Below are 24,754 nucleotides of genomic sequence, written 5' to 3' on the forward strand. Positions count from 1 at the left end.
TCTATGCGCTATTCTTGTCTGGTTTTCAATACAATAACCAGAATTGATTTTCTCTACAATCAATCAACAGGGACAGGTAATAATGATTTTATGTAACATGTACTTACTGCAATTTTCCGTCATGAAATTCAAAAAATAGGAATTTCTACTGGGGAAAACTATGCCCGTTAAGCTACAAAACTGGACAGCTAATTTTTATAAAAAATAGCTGTGAGTGATGCGTGTGTGCCTAAAATAAAAGTTTTAACTAACAATCCATCCATTTAAAACCAATTCGCTATGACTCCACATTACTGTTTAATTGGGCGAATTAAAAACCGGCTTTCCCGACAGCGGCACCGTCTGATGAGTTTGCTGGCCGTAATTGGTATGCTGGTCAGTATGCCTCCCGCGTATGCGCAGTCATGCTATGCCCCCATTTCCGGGACGGCGGTACAGGTGGGCGGGGTGATCAGTGCAACGGTTTGCGCGGGCCCACTCTGCCTGGGCACGGGCACCTATAACGAATTGCAAAAAATAACCGATAACAGCCTCGAAACCTTTGCCACGATCAACACGACCATTGCGGCTCAGATTGCCCAGGGGATTTCGGTAAAAAGAACCAGCGGTTCTTATACCGGAAGTAATGTGGTCGGTTTTATCCTGTCGCGCAGTGCGCTGGTTGATGTGTCGGTTTTGAGCAGCGTGACCATCCGAACCTACCTGAACGGCAATCCCGTTTCGGCGGCACAACCGCTCAGTTCGCTGGTTTCTGGTTCGGCGTTAGGAAGTACGGAGAAAATGTATGCGACGTTCACAACGAACCAGGAATTTGACGAAGTTCGCCTGAACACCAGTTTGTTAAGCGCCGAAGTGTTCAGCAATCTGCGAATTTTTGCCGCCGTAGCCTTCCCAACCACCTGCTCGTCGCCGGTGTCTACCACCGTTTGTGGTGACTACATCAGTGGCCTGGGTACCGATGCCACCTACTACGGTTCGGTGACCTGCGTAGGCTGCTCGTTGACCGACCGGGCTAACCTGATTAATGGGAATAACGCCGACTACGCGACTCTTTCCGTCGTGGCCGGAGCCGCTCCAACGGCATCCGTAGGCGTCATCGACACCAAAAAAGTGTATGCCAGCGGTCAACGGGCGGGTTTCGTCATTTCCAAAGAAGCGGCCAATGCGCTTCTGTCCGCCAATGCGCTCAATACCATTACGATTGAGACCTATTTATTTGGAACCTTACAGGAAGCCAAATCCCCGGGCGACCCTACTAATGTGCTCAATTTGTCACTACTGGGCGTCAACACGACCATTCCCAAACAGAAACTGGGGTTTGTAACCACGTTGCCATTCAACGAAGTACGAATCAAAGTCAATTCACTGGCAACCGTCATTGGGCCTATCCGGCTGTATGGTGCTTTTGTGGAGGCATCAAGCTGTACCAATTGTGAGAAGGCGCTGGATGCAAACAGCACTGGTAAATACAGCGGTACCATTCAGGAAAACACGAGTTGCGGAATTTTATGTACCAATTCATTTACAGAACTCTACGGACTCCTTTCATTGGGTTCTAGTTTGACGAATACCGGCCGGGTTACCAATACGACCCTGGGTGATTATGCGACCTATAATACCGGCATTTCGGTAGGAGCCGGTGCCCGAATCACCGTCAAGAATGACGGCACGGATTTTACGGCGGGAAAAACGTTCGTCGGATTTCACATTTCCACCGAAACCGGTCTGGTTGATTTAGGTTTACTCAACAGCATTACAATCCGGGTTTACAAAGACGGCAATGCAACCCCCGTCGAGACATCGACCTCGGCCAACTTACTGGGGGCCGCGCTTCTTTCCGGTGGCTCCAAACAATCCGTCGTAGGGTTTACGCCCAGTGTCGCCTTTGATATGGTACAGATCGACATTGGCAGCGTAGTCGGTTTGCTCGGGGAATACCGGATTTACGATGCTTTTGTCATCGAAGATGCTGATGGTGATGGCATACCCGATTGCAACGATGTTTGCGGCACCGGAACCGGCAATGACCTCCTCGATTTTGATGGCGACGGCATTCCCGACACCTGCGATCCGGATGATGACAACGATGGCATTCCCGATACAGTTGAAAATCCGACAGGCGATCCGAACCGGGATACGGATGGTGACAGTAATCCGGATCTGCGGGATCTGGACAGCGATAACGACGGCATCCCGGATTCCGTGGAAAAAGGCCCGGATGGCAACAATCCCTCCAATACGGACGGTACGGACGTTCCCGACTACCGCGATCCTGACAGCGACAACGACGGCATTCCCGACTCCGTGGAAGCTGGCCCGAATGGCGATGAACCCCGCAACACGGACGGCGATGCCCTGCCCGATTACCTCGATCTGGACAGCGACAATGACGGCATTCTGGATACCGTTGAGAAAGGTTCCGACGGCAACAACCCGACCAACAGCGATACCAATACCGGCAGCAACCCCGACGGACGACCGGATTACATCGACCTGGATGCTGATAACGACGGCATCAACGACGTGGTGGAAGGCAATGGCACCGATGCCGACAACAATGGCATTGCCGACGGCACGCCGGGCGCAACGGGCATTCCGGCTTCGGCAGGCAGCGGTCTGACTCCGCCCAATACCGATGGCGACGCCAAACCAGACTTCCAGGACGTTGACAGCGATGGTGATGGCATACCGGACCTCTACGAAAGCGGCATTCCGAGTCCGGGTACGCTCGATACCAACAAAGACGGTATTATCGACGATGCCTCCGAAACGGATAACGACGGAATTCCAACGTCGGTTGATGGGGCAACCGGTAGCTACGGCGATGCCAACAGCCCGGCCCTGCCAAACACGGACGGTGATTCCAATCCCAACTACCGCGATCTGGACAGTGATAACGACGGTATTCTGGATTCGGTGGAACGCGGAGCGGACGGGACAAACCCCACCAACAGCGACACCAACTCGGGCGGCACCAGTGATGGCAAACCGAATTACATCGACCTCGACAGCGATAACGACGGCATCAACGATGTGATCGAAGGCGGTGGCACTGATGCCGACAACAACGGGATTGCCGACGGCGCACCGGGTTCAACGGGTATTCCGGCTTCGGCAGGCAGCGGTCTGACACCACCCGATGCGGACAATGACGGCACCCCGAACTACCTGGATCTGGACAGTGATAATGACGGCATCAAGGATCTCTACGAAAGCGGTATTCCGAACCCGGCCACGTTAGATACCAACGGCGATGGGATTATCGATAATGCCGATGAACCGGATAACGACGGTATTCCGCAGTCGGTCGATGGGGCGCAGAATGCGTACGGCGATGCCGGCAGCCCCACATTGCCCGATGGAGATACGGACAACAACCCGGATTATACGGACCCGAACGTGGATTTGACCCCGACGAATTTGATGCCGAATGCCGGCTTCACGGCCGTTGGCCAGTCGCGCAGTCTGACCATCACGGTACGGAACATTCCGGCCAACTCGGTTTCCAACGGAACGATTACGGTGACGGTGACCAAACCGACCCAGTATATGACGGTTGCCTTCTCAGGCTCCGCTGGTGATGAATGGACGCTCACCGATTCCGGAAGCTTCTTCAGACTGGTATCAAAACCGGGTGTTACCATCGCGGGATTAGCCGCCAATGCGAAAAGCATCGGGCTGACGCTAACGCTGACCGCAGGAGCCAACTCGGGAGCCAGCCTGATCAATACCCGCATCCAGAGCGGGTCGGGCGGTGAGGTCAATAACGAAAACAATACCGCGGTTACAGCCGTCAACATTACCTTCTAACTCCAACAAGTCTGGGGGGCCAGCCCCCCAGACTTGCATCTCTTCCACGAAACCAACAAAAATTCCATGAAAAAGCAACTACTTATCGCGTTCATCTTCCTGGCCGTCATCCAGCTTTCGCACCAGAGCCAGGCCCAGGTGGTTGACGTTTATGCCACCCCAACGGATGTTATCTCCGATGACAATACGTCAACCTTTGCCGGTCCCAATCACCCCGGGGTGGTACGGGTGACGGTGGGCAACAACAACCCCGCTCCGATCCCGGCGGGGCAAATGTCGGTTGTGATAACGCTCAACCAGTATGTCAACTACGTATCGGCTTCGTCCATCCCCGGTTTTGAAGTGGTTCCCGGTAACACCAGCACGACCAGCGTATATTTGATCAACAACATTCCCATTGCGGAAGCGGGTTCGCCTATTGTTTTGGAGATCAACGTAATAGCGGTACAAACCGTTGGCACAACGACCATTACCTCCACGGCTTCACTGGTGGAACCGACCGATCTGTCAGAAAACATCACGGCCAACAACACCAGCAACCGGGAAACGTCCGTTGGCACCTCGGCCCTGCCCGTCACCTTATCGTCCTTCAACGTGAAAGCCGTCAACCAACATGCGGTTCTGGAATGGACTACCTCTTCCGAGAAAAACAACGCGTTTTTCGAAGTACAGCATTCGACCAATGCCCGCGATTTTGAGGTGCTGGGCACCGTAAAAGGCCACGGAACGACGTACCAAACCCAGCATTACCGCTTCACGCAGGAATATCCCGATCCGTCGGTGGTTCATTATTACCGCTTGCGGCAGGTGGATACGGACGGGAAATACGAATTCAGCTTCCTGCGCTCCCTGACGTTTGAGGGCTACGTGGGCATCGAACTGAAACTGTCGACCAACCCGGTTACCAACGGCACCATCAGAGCGTATGTCGATTATGGCGACGAAAATCTCTCCCGGGAAGCGAACCTGGTCCTGGTCGACAACATGGGCCGAACCGTCGGCAAACAATCGATTTGGCTGGAGAAAGGCCGGAATACCGTGCAGTTCCAGGGCGTGTCGCTACACAGCGGCCTGTATGTGATTTCGCTGCAAAACCCGTCGCTGGTGCAGCCGAAGTTTGTAAAAGTAGCGGTTCAGTAACCGGCTGAACAGACTAGGCTTATTCGTTACCGCCGTCCTGAAAACCGCGGTACCGGGCTCTGTATTGCCAATCATCTGAGTCGATAATCCCTCATCCTAGATTATAAAGTGATGATAGAGCACTATTTAAAAATTCATTCAAACCGCATTGTCTCCAGCTATTTCGTGCTGCTGGCCGATGTTTGTATCTCCATCGGTTCGTTCCTGATCGCTTTTTTGCTGCGGTTTAATTTCGAAGTAACGGCCATTTATGCCGATTACTTTCTGTACTGCCTGGGTCTCACAGTCGGAATCCGGTCTCTGTTTTTTGTGCTGTTTCGCTCCCACCAGGGCATTATCCGCCACACCAGCCTGGAAGACATTCTGCTGCTGCTGTATGCGGTTACCGCCGGGAGCACGCTTACGGCCTTCGGAACCTATTTCGGCTGGCAAGCCGGTTACCTCGTATATTACGTACCGGTATCGATTCTGATGATCGATTATTGCTGCTGTCTCGTAGCGCTGTCGCTAAGCCGGTTTCTGGTCAAAGCGTTTTACTGGCACCTGCGGTCGATTACGCGGGGCACGCCACCCCAGCCGATTTTGATCTACGGAGCCGGCAAAACCGGTTTGCTCACCCGCAACGCGCTGGCGCAGGACCCCACGCAACGGTATACGGTTCTGGCCTTCATCGACGACAATCCGTACAAAATCAACAAAGTCATTCAGGGGTTGCCGGTCGTTTCGCGGCAGGAAGCTTACAAACGCTATATTCGGAAACAAACCATTCCACCGCAGATTCTGCTGGCGATGGGGGCCATCAGTCCGAAGAAAAAAACGGAAATCACCGATTTTTTCCTGCAATACCACGTTTCGGTCAAAACCATACCCACGGTTGAACAATGGATCGACGGCCGGCTGAATGCGTTTCAGATCCGTGACATTCGCATCGAGGACCTCCTCGGTCGCTCACCCATTCAGCTGGAAAACAGGGCCATCCGTGAACAACTCAGCGATCAGGTCGTGATGGTGACCGGGGCCGCCGGTTCAATTGGTGCCGAACTCATCCGGCAGGTGTTGCGCCACCGTCCCCACACCGTTGTGCTGGTCGATCAGGCGGAATCGGCCTTGTTCGATCTGGAATTCAAACTGCGCCGGGAATACCAGGCGATGGCGAGCGAGGTCAACGTGATCGTGAAAATTGCGGACATTTCCGACGAGTTTCGGATGCGGCATATTTTCCGGGAAACCCGCCCGACGATTGTCTTTCATGCCGCAGCCTACAAGCACGTTCCGCTCATGGAAGAACATCCGTACGAAGCCGTGCGGGTGAACGTGCTGGGAACGCAGATTGTCGCGGATCTGTCGCTGAAATTTGGCGTCCGCACGTTCGTCATGATTTCGACCGACAAGGCCGTCAACCCCACCAACGTCATGGGAGCCACCAAACGGCTGGCCGAAATGTACGTTCAGAGCCTCAATCACCCCGACAAAGCCCTCCGTCGCACCCGGTTTATTGCCACCCGGTTTGGCAACGTACTGGGTTCCAACGGCTCGGTGGTGACGGTTTTTCAACAGCAAATCCAGTCGGGTGGCCCCGTGACGGTTACCCATCCCGACATCATCCGGTATTTTATGACCATTCCGGAAGCCTGCCAGCTGGTGCTCGAAGCGGGCGGTATGGGCAAAGGCGGGGAAGTATTCGTGTTCGACATGGGCGATCCGGTCAAGATCGTGGAGCTGGCCCGCAAGATGATTCACCTGTCCGGTTATGCCGTAGACAAGGACATCAAAATCGTTTTCACGGGTTTGCGACCGGGCGAAAAGCTGTTTGAAGAACTCCTCAATGACAACGAAAGCACGCTGCCGACCCATCATCCCAAAATTATGATTGCGCAGGTGGTCATTCCCGAGGCGGACGAAATGAAAGCGACGCTCGACCAACTGCGGCATCTGATGCTCAACGGCAGTGATCACCAGTTGGTGGGAACCCTTAAACGTCTGATTCCCGAGTACATCAGTAACAACTCCGTTTTTACGGCCCTGGATTATTGAAAACCGGGCCTAGTGCAGTGATGAAATACTATTTAACGCTAAAACCAGGAAAGTTATGTACAAGATCTTATTAGTAGACGATCATTCCATCGTCCGTTCGGGCATCCGTTTGTTGTTGAAAGAACAGTATGGCACCATCCAGGTTGACGAAGCCAAAAACGGCAGTTCAGCTTTCGGCAAGATCATGGATACCACCTATCATCTGGTAATTATGGATATCAACATGCCCAATACGGACACCTTTAGTTTGCTCCAGAATATGCGGGCGATGGCACCGGACTTGCCGATTATGATCTTCACCATCATGACCGAATACGCTTTCGCCAAACGGTATCTGCAACTGGGCGTCAAGGGGTACATCAGCAAGCAGGCCGAGGACCCGGAAATCCGGAAAGCCGTCCACGCCATCCTGTGCGGAAAACCGTGTGTGTGCCCCGACTTATTGGAAAAAATGCAGGATGATAACCACTTCAGGAAAGACCTGGACCCGTTCGATGCGTTGTCGAACCGGGAACTGGAAATTGCTTTTCACCTGGTGAGGGGTAAATCCGTCAGCCACATTGCCGATACGCTCAACATTCACACGTCGACCGTTGGCACGCACAAAGCCCGGATTTTTGACAAGCTCAAAGTCGACAATATCCTGGTTATGAAGGACCTGGCAGCGCATTACCGACTGATTTAATCCTAGCGTTGAATAAATAGCCGATTGGGAGTGGAAACCGTGTGAAACGTTCTCGTTTCCCGGCCACTTCCAATTTCTTCGACCATCGCTCCAGGCAATCTTTTATCGGACGATCCGGTATCGCTGCTGAATTCGCTGGCGAATGCAGGTGCCGACGGCATACGAGAAGCTGAGCAGCCCAACGGTCCAGACCAACCCCCAAACGCTCAGATACGTCCATTTCCCGGTACTGACGGTGGTTAGTAGAGCCATCATCATCAAGACCATTCCGACGGTCATCAGCAGGGCCGTGCGCAGGGAATTCCGGTATTCCTGCCGCAGATCATACGCACCGTACGCTTTGTTGCGAAACTGAAACACAATATCGTCCAGATCCGCTTTCCGAAGCTGTTCCTCGTTCATGGTCAGCTCGATCTGGTAGGTTTTGCGCAAGTGTTTTACGGCTTTGGCGTTTGCTTCGAGCTGCACTTTTTCCAGGGCGGTTTCAAACGGCAGACCAATCCACATGTAATGCTCGACCTCACAAGCCAGGTGATCGAGGAGTTCTTCAAACAGCGCTTCGTCGGTGCCGTTCCAGACCAGATGGCGGTATAGGATTTCTACTTGTTGCGGGTTGAGCTTTTCCATAGGACTATCGGGTTTAGCGGCTGATCGGTTCGGATTTTAGTGGCCCAGCGACAAGGCTGGCACCGGTTGTAAAAGGGCTTTCATTACTTCAACAAATCGCTCGAAATCAGAGACTTTCTGGTGGGCCATTTCGTTACCACTGGGGGTGAGTGTGTAGTATTTGCGCAACCGCCCGTCCACTTCCACCGACTCCGTAATCAGTAACCCTTCCTGTTGCAATTTGTGCAAAACCGGGTACAATGCCCCGAACGTCAGAATAACCTCTCCCTGCGTCCGCTCTTTGACCGACTGCGTGATTTCGTATCCGTACATCCGGCCCCGTTCGGTCAGCAGTTTCAACACGATTGTCTTCAGGGTACCCCGCAAAAATTCATTGCCTGATGGTTCCATGCTGTGCAGAAATAGAATGTTAATTTATTTGTACGAAGTAAATATATAAAAGATTCCAATATATAAACAAAATCTTTTCCGGATTTTTTTTCAAATCCTCCACGCAACAGACCCCACCCCAACGGGGCACCATCATTAGCCCCGGACATCGTCCGGGGAATACGGGGAGGTCGCCCATCACCACGCCCCAAAGGGGCACCAACATTAGCCCCGGACGATGTCCGGGGCTAATGTTGGTGCCAATTGGTCATAACCCTGAAAGGGTTGGATAAATAAATTGGTATTCAACCCTTTCAGGGTTATGAGGGTGGGAATATGGTCATTACCCCGGACGATATCCGGGGCTAATGATGAGACCCCTTCGGGGTTTGTTTGGGCGGTGGGATTTTTGCCACGGTTGTCCCCGGACGATGTCTGGGGTTGATGATGGTGCCCCGTTGGGGCGGAGTGACAGAATATGGAAGGCGCGGTTCCCTACGCGTCGTACGACAGAACCGGAGACAACCAGCGTTCGACCTCATCGAGGGGCATATTCTTCCGCTGTGCATAATCGAGCACCTGATCCTTGTTGATTTTTCCGACCGCAAAATACCGCGACGAGGGGTGCGAGAAGTAAAAACCGCTCACCGACGACGCCGGGTACATGGCAAAACTTTCGGTCAGTTGAATGTCGATCTGCCCGGCATCCAGCAGTTCAAACAGCGTCGCTTTTTCAGTATGGTCGGGGCAGGCGGGGTAGCCCGGTGCCGGCCGAATGCCCTGGTATTCTTCCTTGATCAACTCTTCGTTCGACAGTTTTTCATTGGTCGCATACGGCCAGAATTCCGTCCGAACCCGTTTGTGCATCAATTCGGCGAACGCTTCGGCTAACCGGTCGGCGATGGCCTTGATCATGATGCTGTTGTAATCATCGTGATCACGCTCGAATTCTTCAACCAGTTTTTCAATGCCAATGCCCGCCGTAACGGCAAAACCGCCAATGTAATCGGTATGACCTGTCTCCATCGGGGCCACAAAATCCGCCAGACAGAAGTTGGGTAAACCGGGTGCTTTCTGGTTTTGCTGCCGCAGAAAATGGAGTACGGTTTTGGTATCGTAAATCAGTTCTCCGGCCGATTTCCGCTCGCTAGGCTCGGCAAGATGGCTGAGTTTGTATTCGATGTGCGCGTGCGAACCGTGCCGTTCACAGGGAATCTCGCGGACGATTTCTTCAAAGTCGTGCAGCAGCACATCGTCATCGGTGGCGTTGGCGGGATAAAAACCAACCACGGCTTTGGCCGTCAGCAGTTTTTCATCGATCACTTTCTGCAAAAGCCGCTTGGCATCTTCAAAAACTTTCCGGGCTTCCACGCCAACAACCTCATCGGTCAAAATCGCGGGGTATTTTCCGTGCAATTCCCAGGTCTGGAAAAACGGCGTCCAGTCGATGAACTCCGCAATTTCTTTCAAGGAATAGTCCTGAAAATAGCGGTTTCCGAGAAACTGCGGTTTGGTCGGTTCAAATTCCGACCAGTCGATGACGGTTTTGTTTTTCCGGGCTACGTCGATCGTCAGGGTCTTTTTGTCCTGCTTTCGTTTCGCGTGATCGGCGCGGAGTTTGGTGTACTCGTCTTTAAATTCCCGAAAAACCAGATCGCGCGTGCTTTCCTGCTCGCTGATGAGCCGACCGGCCACCGGCACACTCCGGCTGGCGTCCAGCACGTGAACCACCGGACCCGAATAATGCGGATCGATCTTGACGGCAGTGTGAATGCGCGAAGTTGTAGCCCCCCCGATCAGCAGCGGCATCGTGAAACCCTGGCGCTCCATTTCCTTCGCCACGCCCACCATTTCATCAAGCGAGGGCGTAATCAAACCGCTCAGGCCAATGATATCGACCTTGTGTTTTTTGGCTTCCTCCAGAATTTTCTGGGTCGGCACCATCACGCCCAAATCAATGATTTCGTAGTTGTTACAACCCAAAACCACACCCACGATGTTTTTCCCAATGTCGTGCACGTCGCCTTTGACGGTCGCCATCAGAATTTTTCCGGCCGCCCGGGCACCCACCGCTTTGCTCGCTTCGATGAATGGGAACAGGTACGCAACGGCTTTTTTCATCACCCGCGCCGACTTCACCACCTGCGGCAAAAACATCTTTCCCTCGCCAAACAGGTCGCCCACCACGTTCATGCCGTCCATCAACGGCCCTTCGATCACCTCGATGGGACGCTCATACAGCAGCCGGGCTTCTTCCGTGTCCTGGTCGATGTAATCCGTGATGCCGCGCACCAGCGCGTGTTTCAGGCGTTCCTGAACCGGTTCCTGCCGCCAGCTTTCATCCTGAACAACGACTTTCCCTTTGGCTTTGACGGTTTCGGCAAAATCGACCAGCCGCTCCGTCGCATCCGGACGGCGGTTGAGCAGCACATCTTCGCAGCGTTCGAGGAGGTCTTTCGGGATGTCGTCATAAACGCCCAGATTACCGGCGTTGACAATCCCCATGTCCATCCCGGCTTTGATGGCGTAGTACAGAAAAACCGAGTGCATCGCTTCCCGCACCACCTCGTTGCCCCGGAAGGAGAACGAAATATTGGACACACCGCCACTGACTTTGGCTAACGGCAGATTTTCCTTGATCCAGCGCGTCGCATTGATGAAATCGACGGCGTAATTATTGTGTTCTTCGATTCCCGTGGCAACGGTCAGGATGTTCGGGTCAAAAATGATGTCCTGCGCCGAAAAACCGACTTTATCGACCAGAATCCGGTAGGCACGCTCGCAGATTTCAATCCGTCGTTGGAAATTATCGGCCTGACCGGTTTCGTCAAATGCCATCACCACGGCCGCAGCACCGTAGCGTTTGACCAGATTGGCACGTTCGATAAACGCTTCTTCGCCTTCTTTCAGCGAAATCGAGTTGACGATGGCTTTGCCCTGTACGCATTTCAAACCGGCTTCGATCACTTCCCATTTCGAGGAGTCGATCATGATCGGCACGCGCGCAATGTCGGGTTCGGCGGCAATGAGATTCAGGAACGTCGTCATGACCTCCACCGAATCCAGCATACCTTCGTCCATGTTCACGTCGATCACCTGCGCACCGTTTTCTACCTGCTGACGCGCCACGGACAAGGCCGCATCATAATCCCCGGCTTTGATCAAACGCGCAAACGCCTTGGAACCCGTTACGTTCGTCCGTTCACCGACGTTGACAAAGTTGGTCAACTCCGTGATTTTCAACGGTTCCAGACCGCTCAGTTTCTGATACGATTCAGCCTGCGGTCTCGGACGGGGCGGGTATTTCGCAATCGCCTGCGCAATGGCCCGAATGTGATCCGGCGTCGAACCGCAGCAACCGCCCACGATGTTGACAAAACCGTCCTGCACAAAGCCTTCGATCTGGGCCGCCATTTCGTCGGGTGACTGATCGTATTCCCCCATTTCGTTGGGCAACCCGGCATTCGGATACGCCGACGTAAAAAATGGTGCTTCTTTCGCCAGCGTCTGCACATACGGCCGCAGCAGTTCGGCCCCCATCGCGCAGTTCAACCCAATGCTGAGCAACGGCAGGTGCGATACCGAATACAGAAACGCTTCCGTCGTCTGGCCCGACAGCGTCCGGCCCGAAGCGTCGGTAATCGTTCCCGAAACCATGATCGGCAGCGGTTCCAGGCCTTTATCCGCAAAATATTTATCCACGGCAAACAACGCGGCTTTGGCGTTGAGCGTATCCGTGATGGTTTCAATCAATAGCAAATCCGATCCGCCCTCGACCAACCCGGAAACCTGGGTGTAAAACGCTTCGACCAGTTGATCGAAAGTAATAGCGCGATAACCCGGATTGTTCACATCGGGCGACATGGAGGCCAGCCGCGTGGTCGGTCCCATCGCACCGGCCACAAACCGGGGTTTGTCGGGATTCTGGCGGGTTACTTCCATTGCCACTTCCTTCGCGATTTTCGCCGACTCGTAATTGAGTTCATACACGAGTTCCTCCATGTGGTAATCGGCCATCGCCACCCACGTTCCGCTGAAGGTGTTGGTTTCGATGATGTCCGACCCCGCTTCGAGATACTGGCGGTGGATTTCCTTGATGATGTCCGGTCTTGTGAGCGACAGCAAATCGTTATTGCCCTTCAAATCGTGGGGCCAATCCGCAAAACGCGTCCCGCGATAATCTTCCTCTTCCAGTTTATATCGTTGAATCATAGTACCCATGGCTCCATCGAGAATCAGGATACGCTGTTGAAGAAGGTCAGTTATTTTTTCCAATTTCTTGTATTGATTAGGATTACCTACCCGGCAAACCACCGCCTGTAGCAGAACGGGACAAATATGGTTACACGGCTTATCGAAGAAAGGAAGCAGGGTGCAAGCTTTCAACTTATCTGTCCCCGTTGCCGGGGCGGAATTTGGCACCTTTTTCAGGGAGTATGAATGGTTGCCAAGACATCATCGGGTCCAATCCCTCCGTCTTTCTCGATAAGCGGTTTACAAAAATAGAAAAAGAGCCGGTCTTCGCCAAACCGATTCCCTTCGGGGAGAAACAGGCGGTTTTTGCAAAAGATTCCGTTACCAGGTATGTTCCAGATCTTCTTTGGTATAGGTGTGGTTCCGCTCGTGGTAAAGCGACGTGTCCGGCGTTCGCTTGATCGTCAACGGGTTTTTCGCCCGGAGCCGGTAGAGGTACGCGATCGGGACTAAAACCGCCCAAAATAAAACCGTCAGAATGATTTTGCTGTTGATGATTCCCAGCACTTCGGCCAGTTTGAACCACGCCCAGGCAATGCCGTTGCCAGCCGCCGGAATGAAGATGCTCAAAAGCCCTACGGCTGCTGCGGCATAGAGCCAATAAACGGATTTAAAGACAAAGTACAAAACGACCAGACCGGTTACGATCACCAACTGGGCCTTGACGCGCTCTACTTGACTCATAGGCAGATATCTGTTAAAAATTCTTAAGAAGTTGTTTAAATTAAGGCCAGAGGCCTGTCCTGTCAATAGGCAATGGCATCCATCAGCTAGTGGTAGCTCCGGAGGAGCGGCCCGAAGATGTTTTTAGACCGCTCCTCCGGAGCTACCACTAGCTGATGGATGCCATTGCCTATTGACAGACCGCCCTTCCAGGGNCCCGAAGATGTTTTTAGACCGCTCCTCCGGAGCTACCACTAGCTGATGGATGCCATTGCCTATTGACAGACCGCCCTTCCAGGGCACTCCCCGGTTAACTTAAACAGCTTGTAAAGTATTACTTTAAGGTTATCGCTCGCGTGTCACGAGTGACAACGGTAGTCTTCTGCTATCAATCCAATCCAAATTCTTCTTTCCACACGCCCTTTTCCGGCCACGCCGGTTGCTGTTTTTTATCAAACACATAATTCCCGACGACCAGATAATCCATTTCCGTTCGCATGAAACACCGATACGCGTCATCCGGCGTGTTGACGATGGGTTCGCCCCGCACGTTGAAACTCGTGTTGACCAAAACCGCACACCCCGTCTGTCGTTTAAACGCATCGATCAATTGCCAGTAGCGGGGGTTCGTTTCCCGGTGAACGGTTTGAATCCGGGCGGAGAAGTCGATGTGCGTAATGGCCGGCAAATCCGAGCGTTGAACATACAATTTTTTCCGCATCGGAAGGCTGTCATACTCAGCGGGCAGCGGTTTTCGGCGGTTTTCCAGAACCGGGTGCACCAGCAACATGTAGGGCGAGGTCCCGTCGCAATCGAAGTAGTCGGAACAATCTTCGGCCAGCACCGAGGGCGCAAAGGGCCGGAACGACTCGCGGTATTTGATGGTCAGGTTCAGTTTTTTCTGCATACCGGCACTTCGCGGATCGCCCAGAATGCTACGACCACCCAGCGCCCGTGGCCCGAATTCCATTCGCCCCTGCACCCAGCCGATGACGGTTTCGTTTGCCAGCAACCGGGCGGTTTCGTTGCACAAGGCTTCAAAATCGTCGTAATGCGTAAAAAACGCTTTGTACTTTTTTGCCATCAATTCAACGTCCAGATCGGAAAACGTCGGGCCTAGAAACGACCCTTGCAGGGCGTCATGCGGGTAATCGATGATGCGTTCCCGGTCAAAATAGATGTGATAGGCCGCCAAAGCCGCGCCCAAGGCACCACCCGCATCACCGGCTGCCGGTTGAATGAAGATATTTTTAAAAATGCCGGATTTTTGGAGTTTTCCGTTGGCAACGCAGTTGAGGGCAACGCCCCCTGCCAGCACCAGATTATCCGTATCAGTCAATCGCCGGGCTTCACGCGCCATGTTGATGACCACCTCCTCCGTCACCCGCTGAATCGCCAGTCCCAGATTACCATGTTCCGGTTTCAGTTCATCATCCGGATGGCGTTTCGGAATACCGAACAGCGTTTCCCACTTTTTTTCGTGAACCATCCGCAAACCGGTCGCATAATCGAAGTAGTTCTGGTCGAGCCACACGGAACCATCTTCCTTGATCTCCACCAGCTTCGTTTTAATTAGCCCGACATACCGGTCCACGTCCGGCGAATTCGGATTTCCGTACGGGGCCAGCCCCATCAGTTTGTATTCGCCGGAGTTGACCCGAAAGCCCAGAAAATACGTAAAAGCCGAGTATAACAACCCCAGCGAATGCGGAAAATGCAGTTCTTTTAAAACCGTAATCGCCTTGCCGTCGCCTAACCCGATGGAAGCCGTCGCCCATTCGCCCACGCCGTCGATGGTCAGAATGGCGGCTTTTTCAAAAGCGGAAGGGTAAAACGCACTGGCAGCATGTGACAAATGATGCTCGGGGAAAAGCAGTTTTACCGGTTTTCCAGAATCGTAGCCGAGTTTTTTCAGCTCGGCCCGCAGGAGTCGTTTCAGGAATAATTTATCCTTCATCCAGACCGGCATCGCCATCAGAAACGATCGCAAACCACGCGGAGCAAAGGCGTAATACGTCTCCAGCAACCGCTCGAATTTCAGCAGCGGTTTGTCGTAGAACACAATGGCATCCAGCTCATTCAGGCTCATTCCGCCGTAGTCCAGACAAAAACGAATGGCATGGGCCGGAAAACCGGCATCGTGTTTTTTGCGCGAAAACCGTTCCTCCTGCGCAGCTGCCACAATCCGCCCGTCTTCGACCAAAGCCGCAGCCGAATCGTGGTAAAAAGCGGAGATTCCGAGAATAGTCATGTCTGTGTCGGGCAGGCCCGGCAAAACCGGTAAGGGTCAATCGGTGTTAAAGGTACGCCTGTTCATTCAAAAGTACCCCAAATTTTAGCGCACAGCCGAATCCGCCCGACCGTTCTATAGAAAAGCCGCCGTATTTCGTCTGGGGATGTAAATTGAGTATATTTGGGCGTTTCAGTACCACTTTTCCCAACTTCATTTTGAAAATTGCTGCCATCGATATCGGCTCCAACGCGGCCCGTCTCCAGATTTCAACGGTTCTGCACGTGGACGACGTGATTAGTTTCAAGAAGGTTGAATACGTCCGGTTTCCGCTTCGGCTGGGTCACGATGTATTTAATTTTGGAGAAATTACGCCCGAAAGCGAAGTTCGTACCAACAAATTGATGCAGGTGTATAAGCTGTTGATGGAACTCCACGAAGTGGAAGACTACATGGCCTGCGCCACCTCGGCCATGCGGGAAGCCGTCAACGGTCACAAAGTGGCGACCCGCATCAAGGAGTTGACCGGCATCGAAATCAACATCATCGACGGTCAGAAGGAAGCCGAACTGATCAACAATGTGGTGGTGCAGGCCCTCGACGAACGGCAGTTTCTGCACATCGACGTGGGCGGTGGCAGCACCGAACTGAACCTGTATCTGAACCGGAAAAAGGTCAACTCGAAGTCGTTCAAAATCGGCTCCGTGCGCTCACTGGAAGGAAAAGAAACCAAAGGGGCCTGGAACAAAATGAAAGACTGGGTGGACGAAAACGTGCTGAAAACGCAGGATATGGTCGCCGTGGGTACGGGCGGAAACATCAACAAGATCTTCAACCTCGTGGCGAAAGTCGGTGACACGACCACGCTGGCGGAAATTGAACGGATGCGGAATTATATTTCGGGCTATAGCCTGGAAGACCGGATCAATAAACTGCGGCTGAATGCCGACCGGGCCGACGTCATCATTCCGGCGGCAGACATCTACATTTCGGTTATGAAATGGGCGGGAGCCGACACCATTGTGGTGCCTGACCTGGGTCTGAAAGACGGTATTCTTCAGTTGGTGTATGAACGTTGGGGCAAAAAGCAGCCGAAAAAAAAGCCCTAGTTGCCGAATATTTCAAGCAGTAAACCGGCTGTGTACGAACTTCTTCAGGTAGAAAATCCGCTCCCGGAACAGATTCCGCCGTTCTGCCAGGACGGTTTTCTGTTCCTCCAGGCCCGTCATCTGCTCAACCAGCCGGATCGACCGCTCCACTATTTTGCCCTTCTCGACCCCAAAACCGGCCGGGCCGACGCCCGTTGTGCGTTTTTTATCCGCGACGACTGGGCCATAAGTCCGTCTGCCGCATCGTTTGGTTCCATCGAGTTTTCGGATGAGTTGCCGGACGAAGAACTAGCCCGACTGGTAGACGACGTAGTAACAACTAGTAAAAAATTACTAGTCCAGGGAATTCGAATAGTCAATTACCCGGATTGCTATTTGCCGGTTCATTGCCAGCGACTTCGTGCGGTATTGCTGGACGCCGGTTTTGCGGTGAAATACGAAGAACTGAATCAACACCTGACCGTCAGCGCACGTTCCTTTACCGAACACTTGCATGCTACCGAACGACGGCGGCTTCGGAAATGCCGGCAGGCCGGTTTTACGACTCACATCCGGGAAAATCCAGATGCGGAGACCTTGTTTGCGTTCATTCGGAAAGCGCGGTTACGGAAAAACCTGCCGCTATCGATGAGCAGCAAAGAGCTTGCCAATCTTCTCACAAATTTCGGGGGTGTCTGCCCGGTTTTTACGGTGTGCGATGGTGATCAGCTTATTGCTGCCTGTCTGGGGATTCGGGTTTCGCCCACTGTTCTTTATTACTTCCTACCCGCCGATCACGAAGATTATCAACAGTTTAGCCCGTCGGTGATGCTGGTCGAAAATCTGTACACCTATTGCCAGCAACACCAGATTCCGTTGCTCGATCTGGGCATTTCGACCAGCCATGGCATTCGGAATGAGGGATTGATCCGGTTTAAACACCAATTGGGCGCAGTGGAATCGGCGAAGCTGGTCTTTGAGATGCGGTTTTGAAGCGCTTCAGTTTCCCTTACTCCATAAGCCTGTATTTTTAGCATTTTCTGAGATGCCGTCAGGCATCAAATATTTGTCGCTGACGCGACCTATTTACCATCGGGACAAACTAGGGTTACCTAATTGAAGGATCTGTGGATGTCCTGATCACCGCCGTCGAAAGCCCCGCATACGCCCCAGCACGGACCCCATCAACCCATTCATATCGTCCGATACCCGGAACCACAGAATCAGCCCGGCAAACAGGCCCACCAGCACCAGTGAGCGTCCGATGATGCTGAACAATACCAGCCACAACGAACCGTTCCACGCGGGAAGAAGAAGCGACACGCCGTAGACCAGCACCAAAACCGCAAGGGCCTTGACGCCCGAAAACGTGAACGGCAGGATTCGGAAAAACACCCAGACCAGACCGACTTTGCTCAGGGCAAAAACCAGCGTGGTGAGTGTGGTGGCAAAAGCCGCTCCGTCGATGCCGTAGCGCGGAATCAGGTAGGCATTGGCACCAATCGCCAGGCAGGCCATCACAATCATCAGCAACGTGGCGTAGCGGTAGTATTTAGAGTAATTGATGATTTCACCGTTCACACCCGTAGCCATTTCAAACAGCTTCGCCGAAGCCAGCAGCAAGACTACGTGTTTGCCCTGCCGGTAGATGTCGGCTTTCGGCAACAGGCTGAAAATCCCGTCGATGTTGGTCCAGATCAGCAGAAAAACCAGCCCACCCGCCAGCAACTGGTTCAGCGACGATTTGTGGTACAACTCCTGAACGTGCACCATATCGTTCTGGCGTAAGGAATTGGAAACCAGCGGGGTTGAAATCTGCGTAATGGTTTTTCGGGGAATCTCAATAATGCCGGCAATGTAGGTCGCGATGATAAAAATAGCCGCATTGGTCAGCCCTTCGCCACCGGAAAGCATCGTGCGGTCGATGAAATACACCACCTGCGTGCCGACGCCCCCCATGACCACAAAGAGACCAAAATAGACCATCTGGCGAAACATGCCGTCTTGCAGCCGCTTAAAGTCGAACCGCAGCGAAAACTTGCCCAACTGATAAATATACACCAGCAGAATCACCACCGCCAGGCCGTACGACGCAACCATCAGGTACAGCATCCAGTCGAAATTATACCAGCCCAGCCCAAACAGCAGAATCACCAGCACATTCGCCAGTTTCAGATACACTTCCCGAATGAAGGTCGGGATGGCAATGCGGGCGTTGTTGCGACAATAGGCTTCCAGCACGGAGATGTAAATCCAGAAAATCGTGAGTGGCACCACCAGCACATGATAGGGAATCAGCCCCGCCGATTTTTCGGCAAAATAATCCTGAATGGGTTGCTCGAACAGAAAATAAGCCGCCGTGAACAGACTGATCCCAATCAGGGGAAAGGCCAGCAGAAAACCCAGAAAACCGTTGTTCTTCGTTTTGTCATCGCGGAAATAGCCAAAAAACCGGTCGGTGATAAACGGCGCGCCGAGGTGCGCAAACGCGGCAAAAAGCAGGCTATTTTCCAGCAATAAACGCGAAATCGCCAGCTGATCGGTTGACAGAAAATGCAGCGAAACGTACAACTGGTTAATAATCCCGATGCCGACTCCGATGTAGGAACCGATGCTGGCTTTCAGGCTTTGGCGAATGACAATTCCCATGTGTTTTGGTTACACTCCCTTTCGATAAATGGCGACCACCGTGGCCCCGTCAGACATGATCGGCAGGCGTTTGGCCACAAACCGGGTCGATTTATAGACGAGCGACGCGAACAGATTCCGGCCCAGGTGTTTTTCCAGCCACAGGCGATAGCCAAGACTCCGGTGCGTCACCGAAGCGGGCTCGTTCCGGATTTCAACCACGGTCAGCCCCATCCACTCACCGGCATATTGCAACGAAACCGGGTCCCAGAGCAGGGTGTGGTGGGGCGGCAGATTCAGCGTATGATACGGATCTTCGCGGAAATAATACGAGGCATTATTCGGAACGCCAATGGCCAGCAAACCGCCCGGTTTGACGCATTGAGCCGCCTGCCGGAAAAAATCGCCGACATTGTTGACATGCTCGAAAACCTGAAACGCACAGACGACATCGTATTGGCCTTCATGCTGTTGGGCGTGAATCTGCAGATCTTCGTTGATGATGTTGACCCCGATTTTTTTGCCGTACGCAATCGCGTCGTCGTTCAGCTCCAGCCCCAAACCGTTCGCTCCTTTTTCGGGCAGCCGTTTCAGGAAGTAGCCATTACCGCTGCCAATTTCCAGCACCCGGTCGCCCGACCTGAGGTGTTGAAACACCAGCTCATGCTCCCACTTCCACGGGCTGTAATACCCTTTATAATGCTTGCCCAAGTCGGCGTAAAAATCCGCATCACCCGCCAGCGAAAACGGGTAATAAAACCGCAGTTTCGACTGGTTGCATTCATAGATCATCACCTCGTCCATCCCGGCAAAATACCGGCTGACGTCCATCCCGAACTGATCGCGATACCGTTGTTCGATGGTGCGGGCGTTCAGGCTCCGAACGGCCGAAACCGCGGGCGAGTTGGTGAGCGGTGAGCGTACGGTCATAGTTCCAATAGACGTTTTAATTCCTTGATGCGGTCACGCATTTCGTATTCATTGATCATTTTTTGCCGGGCATTCCGACCCAGTTCACCGGCCAGTTTCGGCTCATCCAGCAACTGAACCATGTACTTCGCCATGCCCTGGTAATCACCTTCTTCGACCAGAAAACCGGTCACGCCGTGTTCGACGGCTTCCTTGATGCCCGCGTGGCGGGTGCTGACAATCGGCAAACCGGCCGCCGAGGCTTCCAGCACGGTATTGGGCGTTCCTTCCGAATCACCATTCACCGGATTGACCATCGAATGCTGGGCGAAAAGACGGGCTTTTTTGTGCCATTCCGCAATTTCCGCAGCGGTTTTAACACCCACTAACTGAACGGCGTATTTCAACTGCAAGTCGTCGACCAGCTTCTTACACGATTCCAACAATTCACCCCCGCCGATCATCACCAGCTTGGCATCCGGATGTCGGTCCAGCACTTTATCAAACGCACGAATCGTCAGTTGTGGCGCTTTTTTAGCCGTAAACCGCCCGACGGTTACAATCAGTTTTTCTGCTTTTTCCGGCTCGGCCCCGGCGAACAATTTCGTTTCAACGCCGTACGGATTTCGGTGAACTTTCTGCGGATCAGCACCCAGCCGGATCAGTTGCTCTACCATATCGTTGGAAACCGCTACAATCGCTTTGGCCTGCGCAAAAAGTTGGCGGTATGGCGTTTCGAGCTTTCTGAGCGTTTCCTTCTCGACCGCATCGAAGCCGTGAAAATGCACGACCAGCGGAATGTTTGCCTTTCGGCAAGCCGCCATCACATGGCAAGCCGTCGGGCCGTATTCCGCCAGCAACACATCCGGGCGGTTTTCATTCAGGAATTTCGTTAAAAAATGGCTGTAAAAAGCCGGGTAGAGTGCCGACACCATCCGCTTGATACCCACCCGAATCGGCTCGGCCAGCGGCATCCGGATAATTGTGTCACCGTCCGGCGTACGATAGGGTCGCCAACCACCGGAGAGCGTCAATTCGGGCTTCAAATACGCGATATGGTTGTGAATAAAGGTCTCCGAATAGCTGTTTTTGTTCGGATAGGCAATGCAGATTTTCATAGCTTCCGGCCGACGACCAAATACGTACACGCGTCCTTGTCCTTCGTTTCCTGAGATGTCGTCTTGTCAAACAGGCTGATCGACGCCTGCATGATGAGCGCAAACGGCGGCCAGAGCCAGCGCGGTATTTTGAACAGAAAACCATCCTGAAACAGTTGCAAACCCATCGCCGAGCGTCCGATAATGCCCCGAAACGAGACGATTTCAAAGCCGTTGCGGGCCACAATTTTCTGCAAACCGGCCGAGGTCCAGCGCCAGTAATCCGTGGGGTCGGGGTGATACATCCAGTAACCGTGTGTCGTCAGGAGCAACAAACCGCCCGGTTTCAGAATCCGGCACGCTTCCTGCAAATAGCCTTCGGGATCTTCAACGTGTTCGAGCACCTGCGTCGACAACACCACATCCACCTGCGCGTCGTCCATGCCAATGCGGCTGTCGGAACCGATGTAGACATCGGCGTGCGGGTTCCAGTCAAGGTCGATGCCGATGTACTGCACCTGTTCGGGCGGGAAAAGCGACACGTAGGGTTTGGTTCCGCAGCCGTAATCGGCCAGTTTGATCCGCCCGGTTTTCGTCAGCGGATCGATGAACGTGGTTCTGGCATACTGCACCAACTCCCTGAGTTTGATCAGATAATACCGCCGGGGATTGGTCAGTGGAGGTTTAATCCGGTAATGCTCAGACGGATCGTCCGGCATCGCTTCAGCGCGGATTGTTGTCATAATGAAATAGAAACGTCGTGGTGCGGCCCGGCTTGAACGGGAATCGGCTGATTTTCAGAAATACCAAACAAATCAGCCCTGACACGCGTACGATTTGTGGTGCGTATTGGCATTGTAAACACAAAGAAAGCAGAGACGATGCAAATAATTAAGTAATCTTGTAATTAGTTTGGGGTTTACGGTATTCCGTTTTCAGTATTCGGTTTTCGGTAACTCGCGCGTTCTTCTAAATGCGCTACTTACCGAATATCGTAAACCGAATACCGTAAACCGAATACCGAATACCGTAAATCGTAAACCGTAATGCCCTTCGCTCCCATCGTTTTATTCTGTTACAACCGCGTCGATCACCTGCGTGAAACGATTAAATACCTGTCCAATAACCCATTAGCCAGGAAAAGCGTTCTCTATGTTTTTTCGGATGGCCCCAAAATGAACACGCCCACGGCGAAAGAAGACGCGGAACGGGTGCAAAAAGTCCGGTCGTATTTGCCAACCATCGAAGGCTTTGCGGACGTCCGGATCAAGGAAGCCGAAACGAATCAGGGCCTGGCGAACTCCGTAATCCGGGGCGTGACGGCGGTGATTGAGCAACATGGCCGCGTGATTGTCATGGAAGATGACATCATCTGTACGACCGATTTCCTCGATTTTCAGAATGCGGCCCTGGACTTTTACGAACACCATCCGCTGGTTTTTTCGATTTCCGGGTATTTGTATCCGTTTTCCATTCCGCCCGCTTATTCCGAGGAGGTTTTGCTGTTGCCGCGCGCGTCGTCGCTCGGCTGGTCGACCTGGAAAAACCGCTGGGAACTGGCCGACTGGTCGGTGGCGGATTACGCCCATTTCATTCAGGATTCGAAAGCCCGGCAGGCTTTTTCGGCCAGTGGCAGCGACCTGATTCCGATGTTTGCCAAGCAGCAAAAGGGCCTGATCAGTTCCTGGGCCATCCGCTGGAGTTACACGCATTTCAAGCAAAAGCGCTATTGTCTGTATCCGATCCGGTCGAAAGTCGAACACATTGGCTACGACGCCGGCACCAACTTCGGCCGCTTCAGCCGGTTTCAGAACACGGCGCTTCACGAAGGCAAAATCAGACTAACCGCGGATGTTCAGGTCGATCCGGAAGTCGTTCAAAACCTCAAACGACATTTCAAGCCGAGTTGGCTGCGGCAGATGATCAACCGGTACAAGTACGGTATTTAATGCGTTTGCTTCCGTTGAAAAATCGTCGTATTCATCCATTCCAGTTCCTGTAGCGACTCATGCAACAAACGACTACTTCACACACAAACGACCCGAACCGGGACACTCCCCGGTCCATGAACCCCTCCCGGCTTCTCTCCCTCGACACTTTCCGGGGCATCACCGTTGCGGCCATGATTCTGGTCAACAATCCCGGCGACTGGGGCCACATCTACGCTCCGCTGGGCCACGCCCACTGGCACGGCTGGACGCCCACCGACCTGATTTTCCCCTTTTTTCTTTTCATTGTCGGCGTATCGATTTCGTACGCGTTGCAGCAGAAGGACCGGGCCGGACTGGTAGGTAAGGTTGTGAAACGGAGTCTGATCCTGTTTAGCCTGGGCCTGTTTCTGAACCTGTTTCCGAAATTTGATTTCACGACCGTCCGGATTCCGGGGGTTTTGCAGCGCATTGCGCTGGTGTATCTGGCCTGTTCGCTGATTTACATCAAAACCGATACCCGAACACAGGGCTGGCTGATCGGCATTTTGCTCGTCGGCTACTGGCTGCTGATGTCGTTCGTTCCCGTGCCGGATTTTGGCCCCGCCAATCTGGACGCTGAAACCAACCTCGGCGCCTGGCTCGACCGGACTTTGCTGGGTGGGCACCTCTGGAAAACCTCGAAAATCTGGGACCCCGAAGGACTGCTCAGCACCCTGCCCGCCATTGCGACCGGCCTGTCCGGAATTCTGGCCGGAACACTCCTGAAATCCCGCCGACCGGAAGCAGAAAAAGCCGTCTGGCTGTTCGTAGCGGGTTGTTTCGCCTTGCTGGGAGCTTATATCTGGAACGGTTTTTTCCCGATCAACAAATCCCTCTGGACCAGCTCGTTCGTGTTGCTCACCTCCGGCTTGGCGTTGCAGGGACTGGCGCTTTGCTACTGGCTGATCGACGTGCAGGGGTATAAAAAATGGACCAAACCGTTCGTGGCCTTTGGCGTCAATGCCATCACGGTTTTCTTTCTCTCCGGTCTGATTCCACGCATTTTGAACATGATCAAAGTTCAGCACCCCGATGGCTCAGAGATCGGCGCGAAGGAGTGGCTGTACCAGACGTTGTTTGTACCGTATTTCGAAAGTCCCTACAACGCGTCACTGGCCGGGGCGCTGACCTTTGTGCTGATCTGGTTCGGGATTCTGGGCTGGATGTATCAACAAAAAATCATTATTAAAGTATAAATAATGCCGCTAATTTTGAGTTAACACAGCAGACACGTGATCCGCCGTGTTTTC

General features: G+C 53.1%; 17 protein-coding genes and 1 riboswitch. Of the genes, 8 read left to right on the forward strand and 9 right to left on the reverse strand.

The features are described from left to right. The first annotated feature begins 279 nt into the window (after positions 1 to 279). The 4 genes from FH871_RS03715 (at position 280) to FH871_RS03730 (ending at position 7,669) form a co-directional block, all read left to right on the forward strand. Entirely contained in the window at positions 280 to 3,810 is a 3,531-nt protein-coding gene (locus FH871_RS03715) for a hypothetical protein (RefSeq protein WP_138989957.1), read from the forward strand. Between the two features lie 66 nt (positions 3,811 to 3,876). Next, entirely contained in the window at positions 3,877 to 4,950 is a 1,074-nt protein-coding gene (locus FH871_RS03720) for a hypothetical protein (RefSeq protein WP_138989958.1), read from the forward strand. A 111-nt stretch (positions 4,951 to 5,061) separates the two neighbouring features. Further along, the gene (locus tag FH871_RS03725) at positions 5,062 to 6,984 is read left to right on the forward strand and encodes a nucleoside-diphosphate sugar epimerase/dehydratase (protein ID WP_138989959.1); all 1,923 of its coding nucleotides are present in this window, start codon (positions 5,062 to 5,064) and stop codon (positions 6,982 to 6,984) included. A 55-nt stretch (positions 6,985 to 7,039) separates the two neighbouring features. After that, positions 7,040 to 7,669, forward strand: a complete 630-nt coding sequence (locus FH871_RS03730) for a response regulator transcription factor (RefSeq protein ID WP_138989960.1) — start codon at positions 7,040 to 7,042, stop codon at positions 7,667 to 7,669. Positions 7,670 to 7,771: 102 nt separating this feature from the next. Here FH871_RS03730 and FH871_RS03735 read toward each other — a convergent pair whose 3' ends face one another. The 5 genes from FH871_RS03735 to FH871_RS03755 form a co-directional block, all read right to left on the reverse strand. Then, entirely contained in the window at positions 7,772 to 8,296 is a 525-nt protein-coding gene (locus FH871_RS03735; RefSeq protein ID WP_138989961.1) for a hypothetical protein, read from the reverse strand. Positions 8,297 to 8,332: 36 nt separating this feature from the next. Then, the gene (locus FH871_RS03740; protein ID WP_114405302.1) at positions 8,333 to 8,686 is read right to left on the reverse strand and encodes a PadR family transcriptional regulator; all 354 of its coding nucleotides are present in this window, start codon (positions 8,684 to 8,686) and stop codon (positions 8,333 to 8,335) included. Between the two features lie 474 nt (positions 8,687 to 9,160). Then, on the reverse strand, positions 9,161 to 12,940 hold the full coding sequence (gene metH / locus FH871_RS03745; protein ID WP_138989962.1) for a methionine synthase: 3,780 nt from the start codon (positions 12,938 to 12,940) through the stop codon (positions 9,161 to 9,163). A 109-nt stretch (positions 12,941 to 13,049) separates the two neighbouring features. After that, positions 13,050 to 13,157: riboswitch (SAM riboswitch) on the reverse strand. 83 nt (positions 13,158 to 13,240) lie between these two features. After that, positions 13,241 to 13,603, reverse strand: a complete 363-nt coding sequence (locus tag FH871_RS03750) for an SxtJ family membrane protein (RefSeq protein ID WP_138989963.1) — start codon at positions 13,601 to 13,603, stop codon at positions 13,241 to 13,243. A 367-nt stretch (positions 13,604 to 13,970) separates the two neighbouring features. Further along, positions 13,971 to 15,833: a carbamoyltransferase gene (locus FH871_RS03755; protein ID WP_138989964.1), complete on the reverse strand. Its 1,863-nt coding sequence runs from the start codon at positions 15,831 to 15,833 to the stop codon at positions 13,971 to 13,973. A gap of 197 nt (positions 15,834 to 16,030) precedes the next feature. On the opposite strand from FH871_RS03755, the gene FH871_RS03760 reads away from it, so the two are divergent. Further along, positions 16,031 to 16,921: a Ppx/GppA phosphatase family protein gene (locus tag FH871_RS03760; RefSeq protein ID WP_138989965.1), complete on the forward strand. Its 891-nt coding sequence runs from the start codon at positions 16,031 to 16,033 to the stop codon at positions 16,919 to 16,921. Between the two features lie 30 nt (positions 16,922 to 16,951). Then, complete coding sequence (locus FH871_RS03765) at positions 16,952 to 17,893, forward strand: GNAT family N-acetyltransferase (protein WP_171062753.1); 942 nt, start codon at positions 16,952 to 16,954, stop codon at positions 17,891 to 17,893. Between the two features lie 147 nt (positions 17,894 to 18,040). Here FH871_RS03765 and FH871_RS03770 read toward each other — a convergent pair whose 3' ends face one another. Genes FH871_RS03770 through FH871_RS03785 form a run of 4 tightly spaced genes read right to left on the reverse strand, consistent with a single transcriptional unit; the run spans position 18,041 to position 22,277 of the window. Further along, positions 18,041 to 19,549, reverse strand: a complete 1,509-nt coding sequence (locus tag FH871_RS03770; protein ID WP_138989967.1) for an oligosaccharide flippase family protein — start codon at positions 19,547 to 19,549, stop codon at positions 18,041 to 18,043. A gap of 9 nt (positions 19,550 to 19,558) precedes the next feature. Beyond that, positions 19,559 to 20,458 carry a bifunctional 2-polyprenyl-6-hydroxyphenol methylase/3-demethylubiquinol 3-O-methyltransferase UbiG gene (locus FH871_RS03775; protein ID WP_138989968.1) on the reverse strand — a complete coding sequence of 300 codons (900 nt, stop codon included), beginning with the start codon at positions 20,456 to 20,458 and terminating at the stop codon, positions 19,559 to 19,561. Next, on the reverse strand, positions 20,455 to 21,555 hold the full coding sequence (locus FH871_RS03780; protein ID WP_138989969.1) for a glycosyltransferase: 1,101 nt from the start codon (positions 21,553 to 21,555) through the stop codon (positions 20,455 to 20,457). Before FH871_RS03780 ends, FH871_RS03775 begins: the two co-directional genes overlap by 4 nt. After that, positions 21,552 to 22,277, reverse strand: coding sequence for a class I SAM-dependent methyltransferase (locus FH871_RS03785; RefSeq protein WP_114405314.1), 726 nt, complete (start codon positions 22,275 to 22,277; stop codon positions 21,552 to 21,554). Before FH871_RS03785 ends, FH871_RS03780 begins: the two co-directional genes overlap by 4 nt. 303 nt (positions 22,278 to 22,580) lie before the next feature. Here FH871_RS03785 and FH871_RS03790 point away from each other — a divergent pair, with 303 nt between their 5' ends. Both FH871_RS03790 and FH871_RS03795 read left to right on the forward strand, forming a co-directional pair. Then, entirely contained in the window at positions 22,581 to 23,483 is a 903-nt protein-coding gene (locus FH871_RS03790; RefSeq protein ID WP_138989970.1) for a sugar transferase, read from the forward strand. A 116-nt stretch (positions 23,484 to 23,599) separates the two neighbouring features. After that, positions 23,600 to 24,700, forward strand: a complete 1,101-nt coding sequence (locus FH871_RS03795) for an acyltransferase family protein (protein ID WP_138990252.1) — start codon at positions 23,600 to 23,602, stop codon at positions 24,698 to 24,700. Positions 24,701 to 24,754: the final 54 nt, after the last annotated feature.

Source organism: Larkinella sp. C7 (genome assembly GCF_006149005.1).
GTDB lineage: Bacteria > Bacteroidota > Bacteroidia > Cytophagales > Spirosomataceae > Larkinella.

Excerpts from the sequence above, each read along its gene's own strand:
- FH871_RS03755 (WP_138989964.1), bottom strand. The coding sequence starts at position 15,833 with ATGACTATTCTCGGAATCTCCGCTTTTTACCACGATTCGGCTGCGGCT.
- FH871_RS03715 (WP_138989957.1), top strand. The coding sequence starts at position 280 with ATGACTCCACATTACTGTTTAATTGGGCGAATTAAAAACCGGCTTTCC.
- FH871_RS03730 (WP_138989960.1), top strand. The coding sequence starts at position 7,040 with ATGTACAAGATCTTATTAGTAGACGATCATTCCATCGTCCGTTCGGGC.
- FH871_RS03775 (WP_138989968.1), bottom strand. The coding sequence starts at position 20,458 with ATGACCGTACGCTCACCGCTCACCAACTCGCCCGCGGTTTCGGCCGTT.
- FH871_RS03750 (WP_138989963.1), bottom strand. The coding sequence starts at position 13,603 with ATGAGTCAAGTAGAGCGCGTCAAGGCCCAGTTGGTGATCGTAACCGGT.
- FH871_RS03785 (WP_114405314.1), bottom strand. The coding sequence starts at position 22,277 with ATGACAACAATCCGCGCTGAAGCGATGCCGGACGATCCGTCTGAGCAT.
- FH871_RS03735 (WP_138989961.1), bottom strand. The coding sequence starts at position 8,296 with ATGGAAAAGCTCAACCCGCAACAAGTAGAAATCCTATACCGCCATCTG.
- FH871_RS03780 (WP_138989969.1), bottom strand. The coding sequence starts at position 21,555 with ATGAAAATCTGCATTGCCTATCCGAACAAAAACAGCTATTCGGAGACC.
- FH871_RS03790 (WP_138989970.1), top strand. The coding sequence starts at position 22,581 with ATGCCCTTCGCTCCCATCGTTTTATTCTGTTACAACCGCGTCGATCAC.
- FH871_RS03725 (WP_138989959.1), top strand. The coding sequence starts at position 5,062 with ATGATAGAGCACTATTTAAAAATTCATTCAAACCGCATTGTCTCCAGC.
- FH871_RS03770 (WP_138989967.1), bottom strand. The coding sequence starts at position 19,549 with ATGGGAATTGTCATTCGCCAAAGCCTGAAAGCCAGCATCGGTTCCTAC.
- FH871_RS03795 (WP_138990252.1), top strand. The coding sequence starts at position 23,600 with ATGAACCCCTCCCGGCTTCTCTCCCTCGACACTTTCCGGGGCATCACC.
- FH871_RS03740 (WP_114405302.1), bottom strand. The coding sequence starts at position 8,686 with ATGGAACCATCAGGCAATGAATTTTTGCGGGGTACCCTGAAGACAATC.
- FH871_RS03720 (WP_138989958.1), top strand. The coding sequence starts at position 3,877 with ATGAAAAAGCAACTACTTATCGCGTTCATCTTCCTGGCCGTCATCCAG.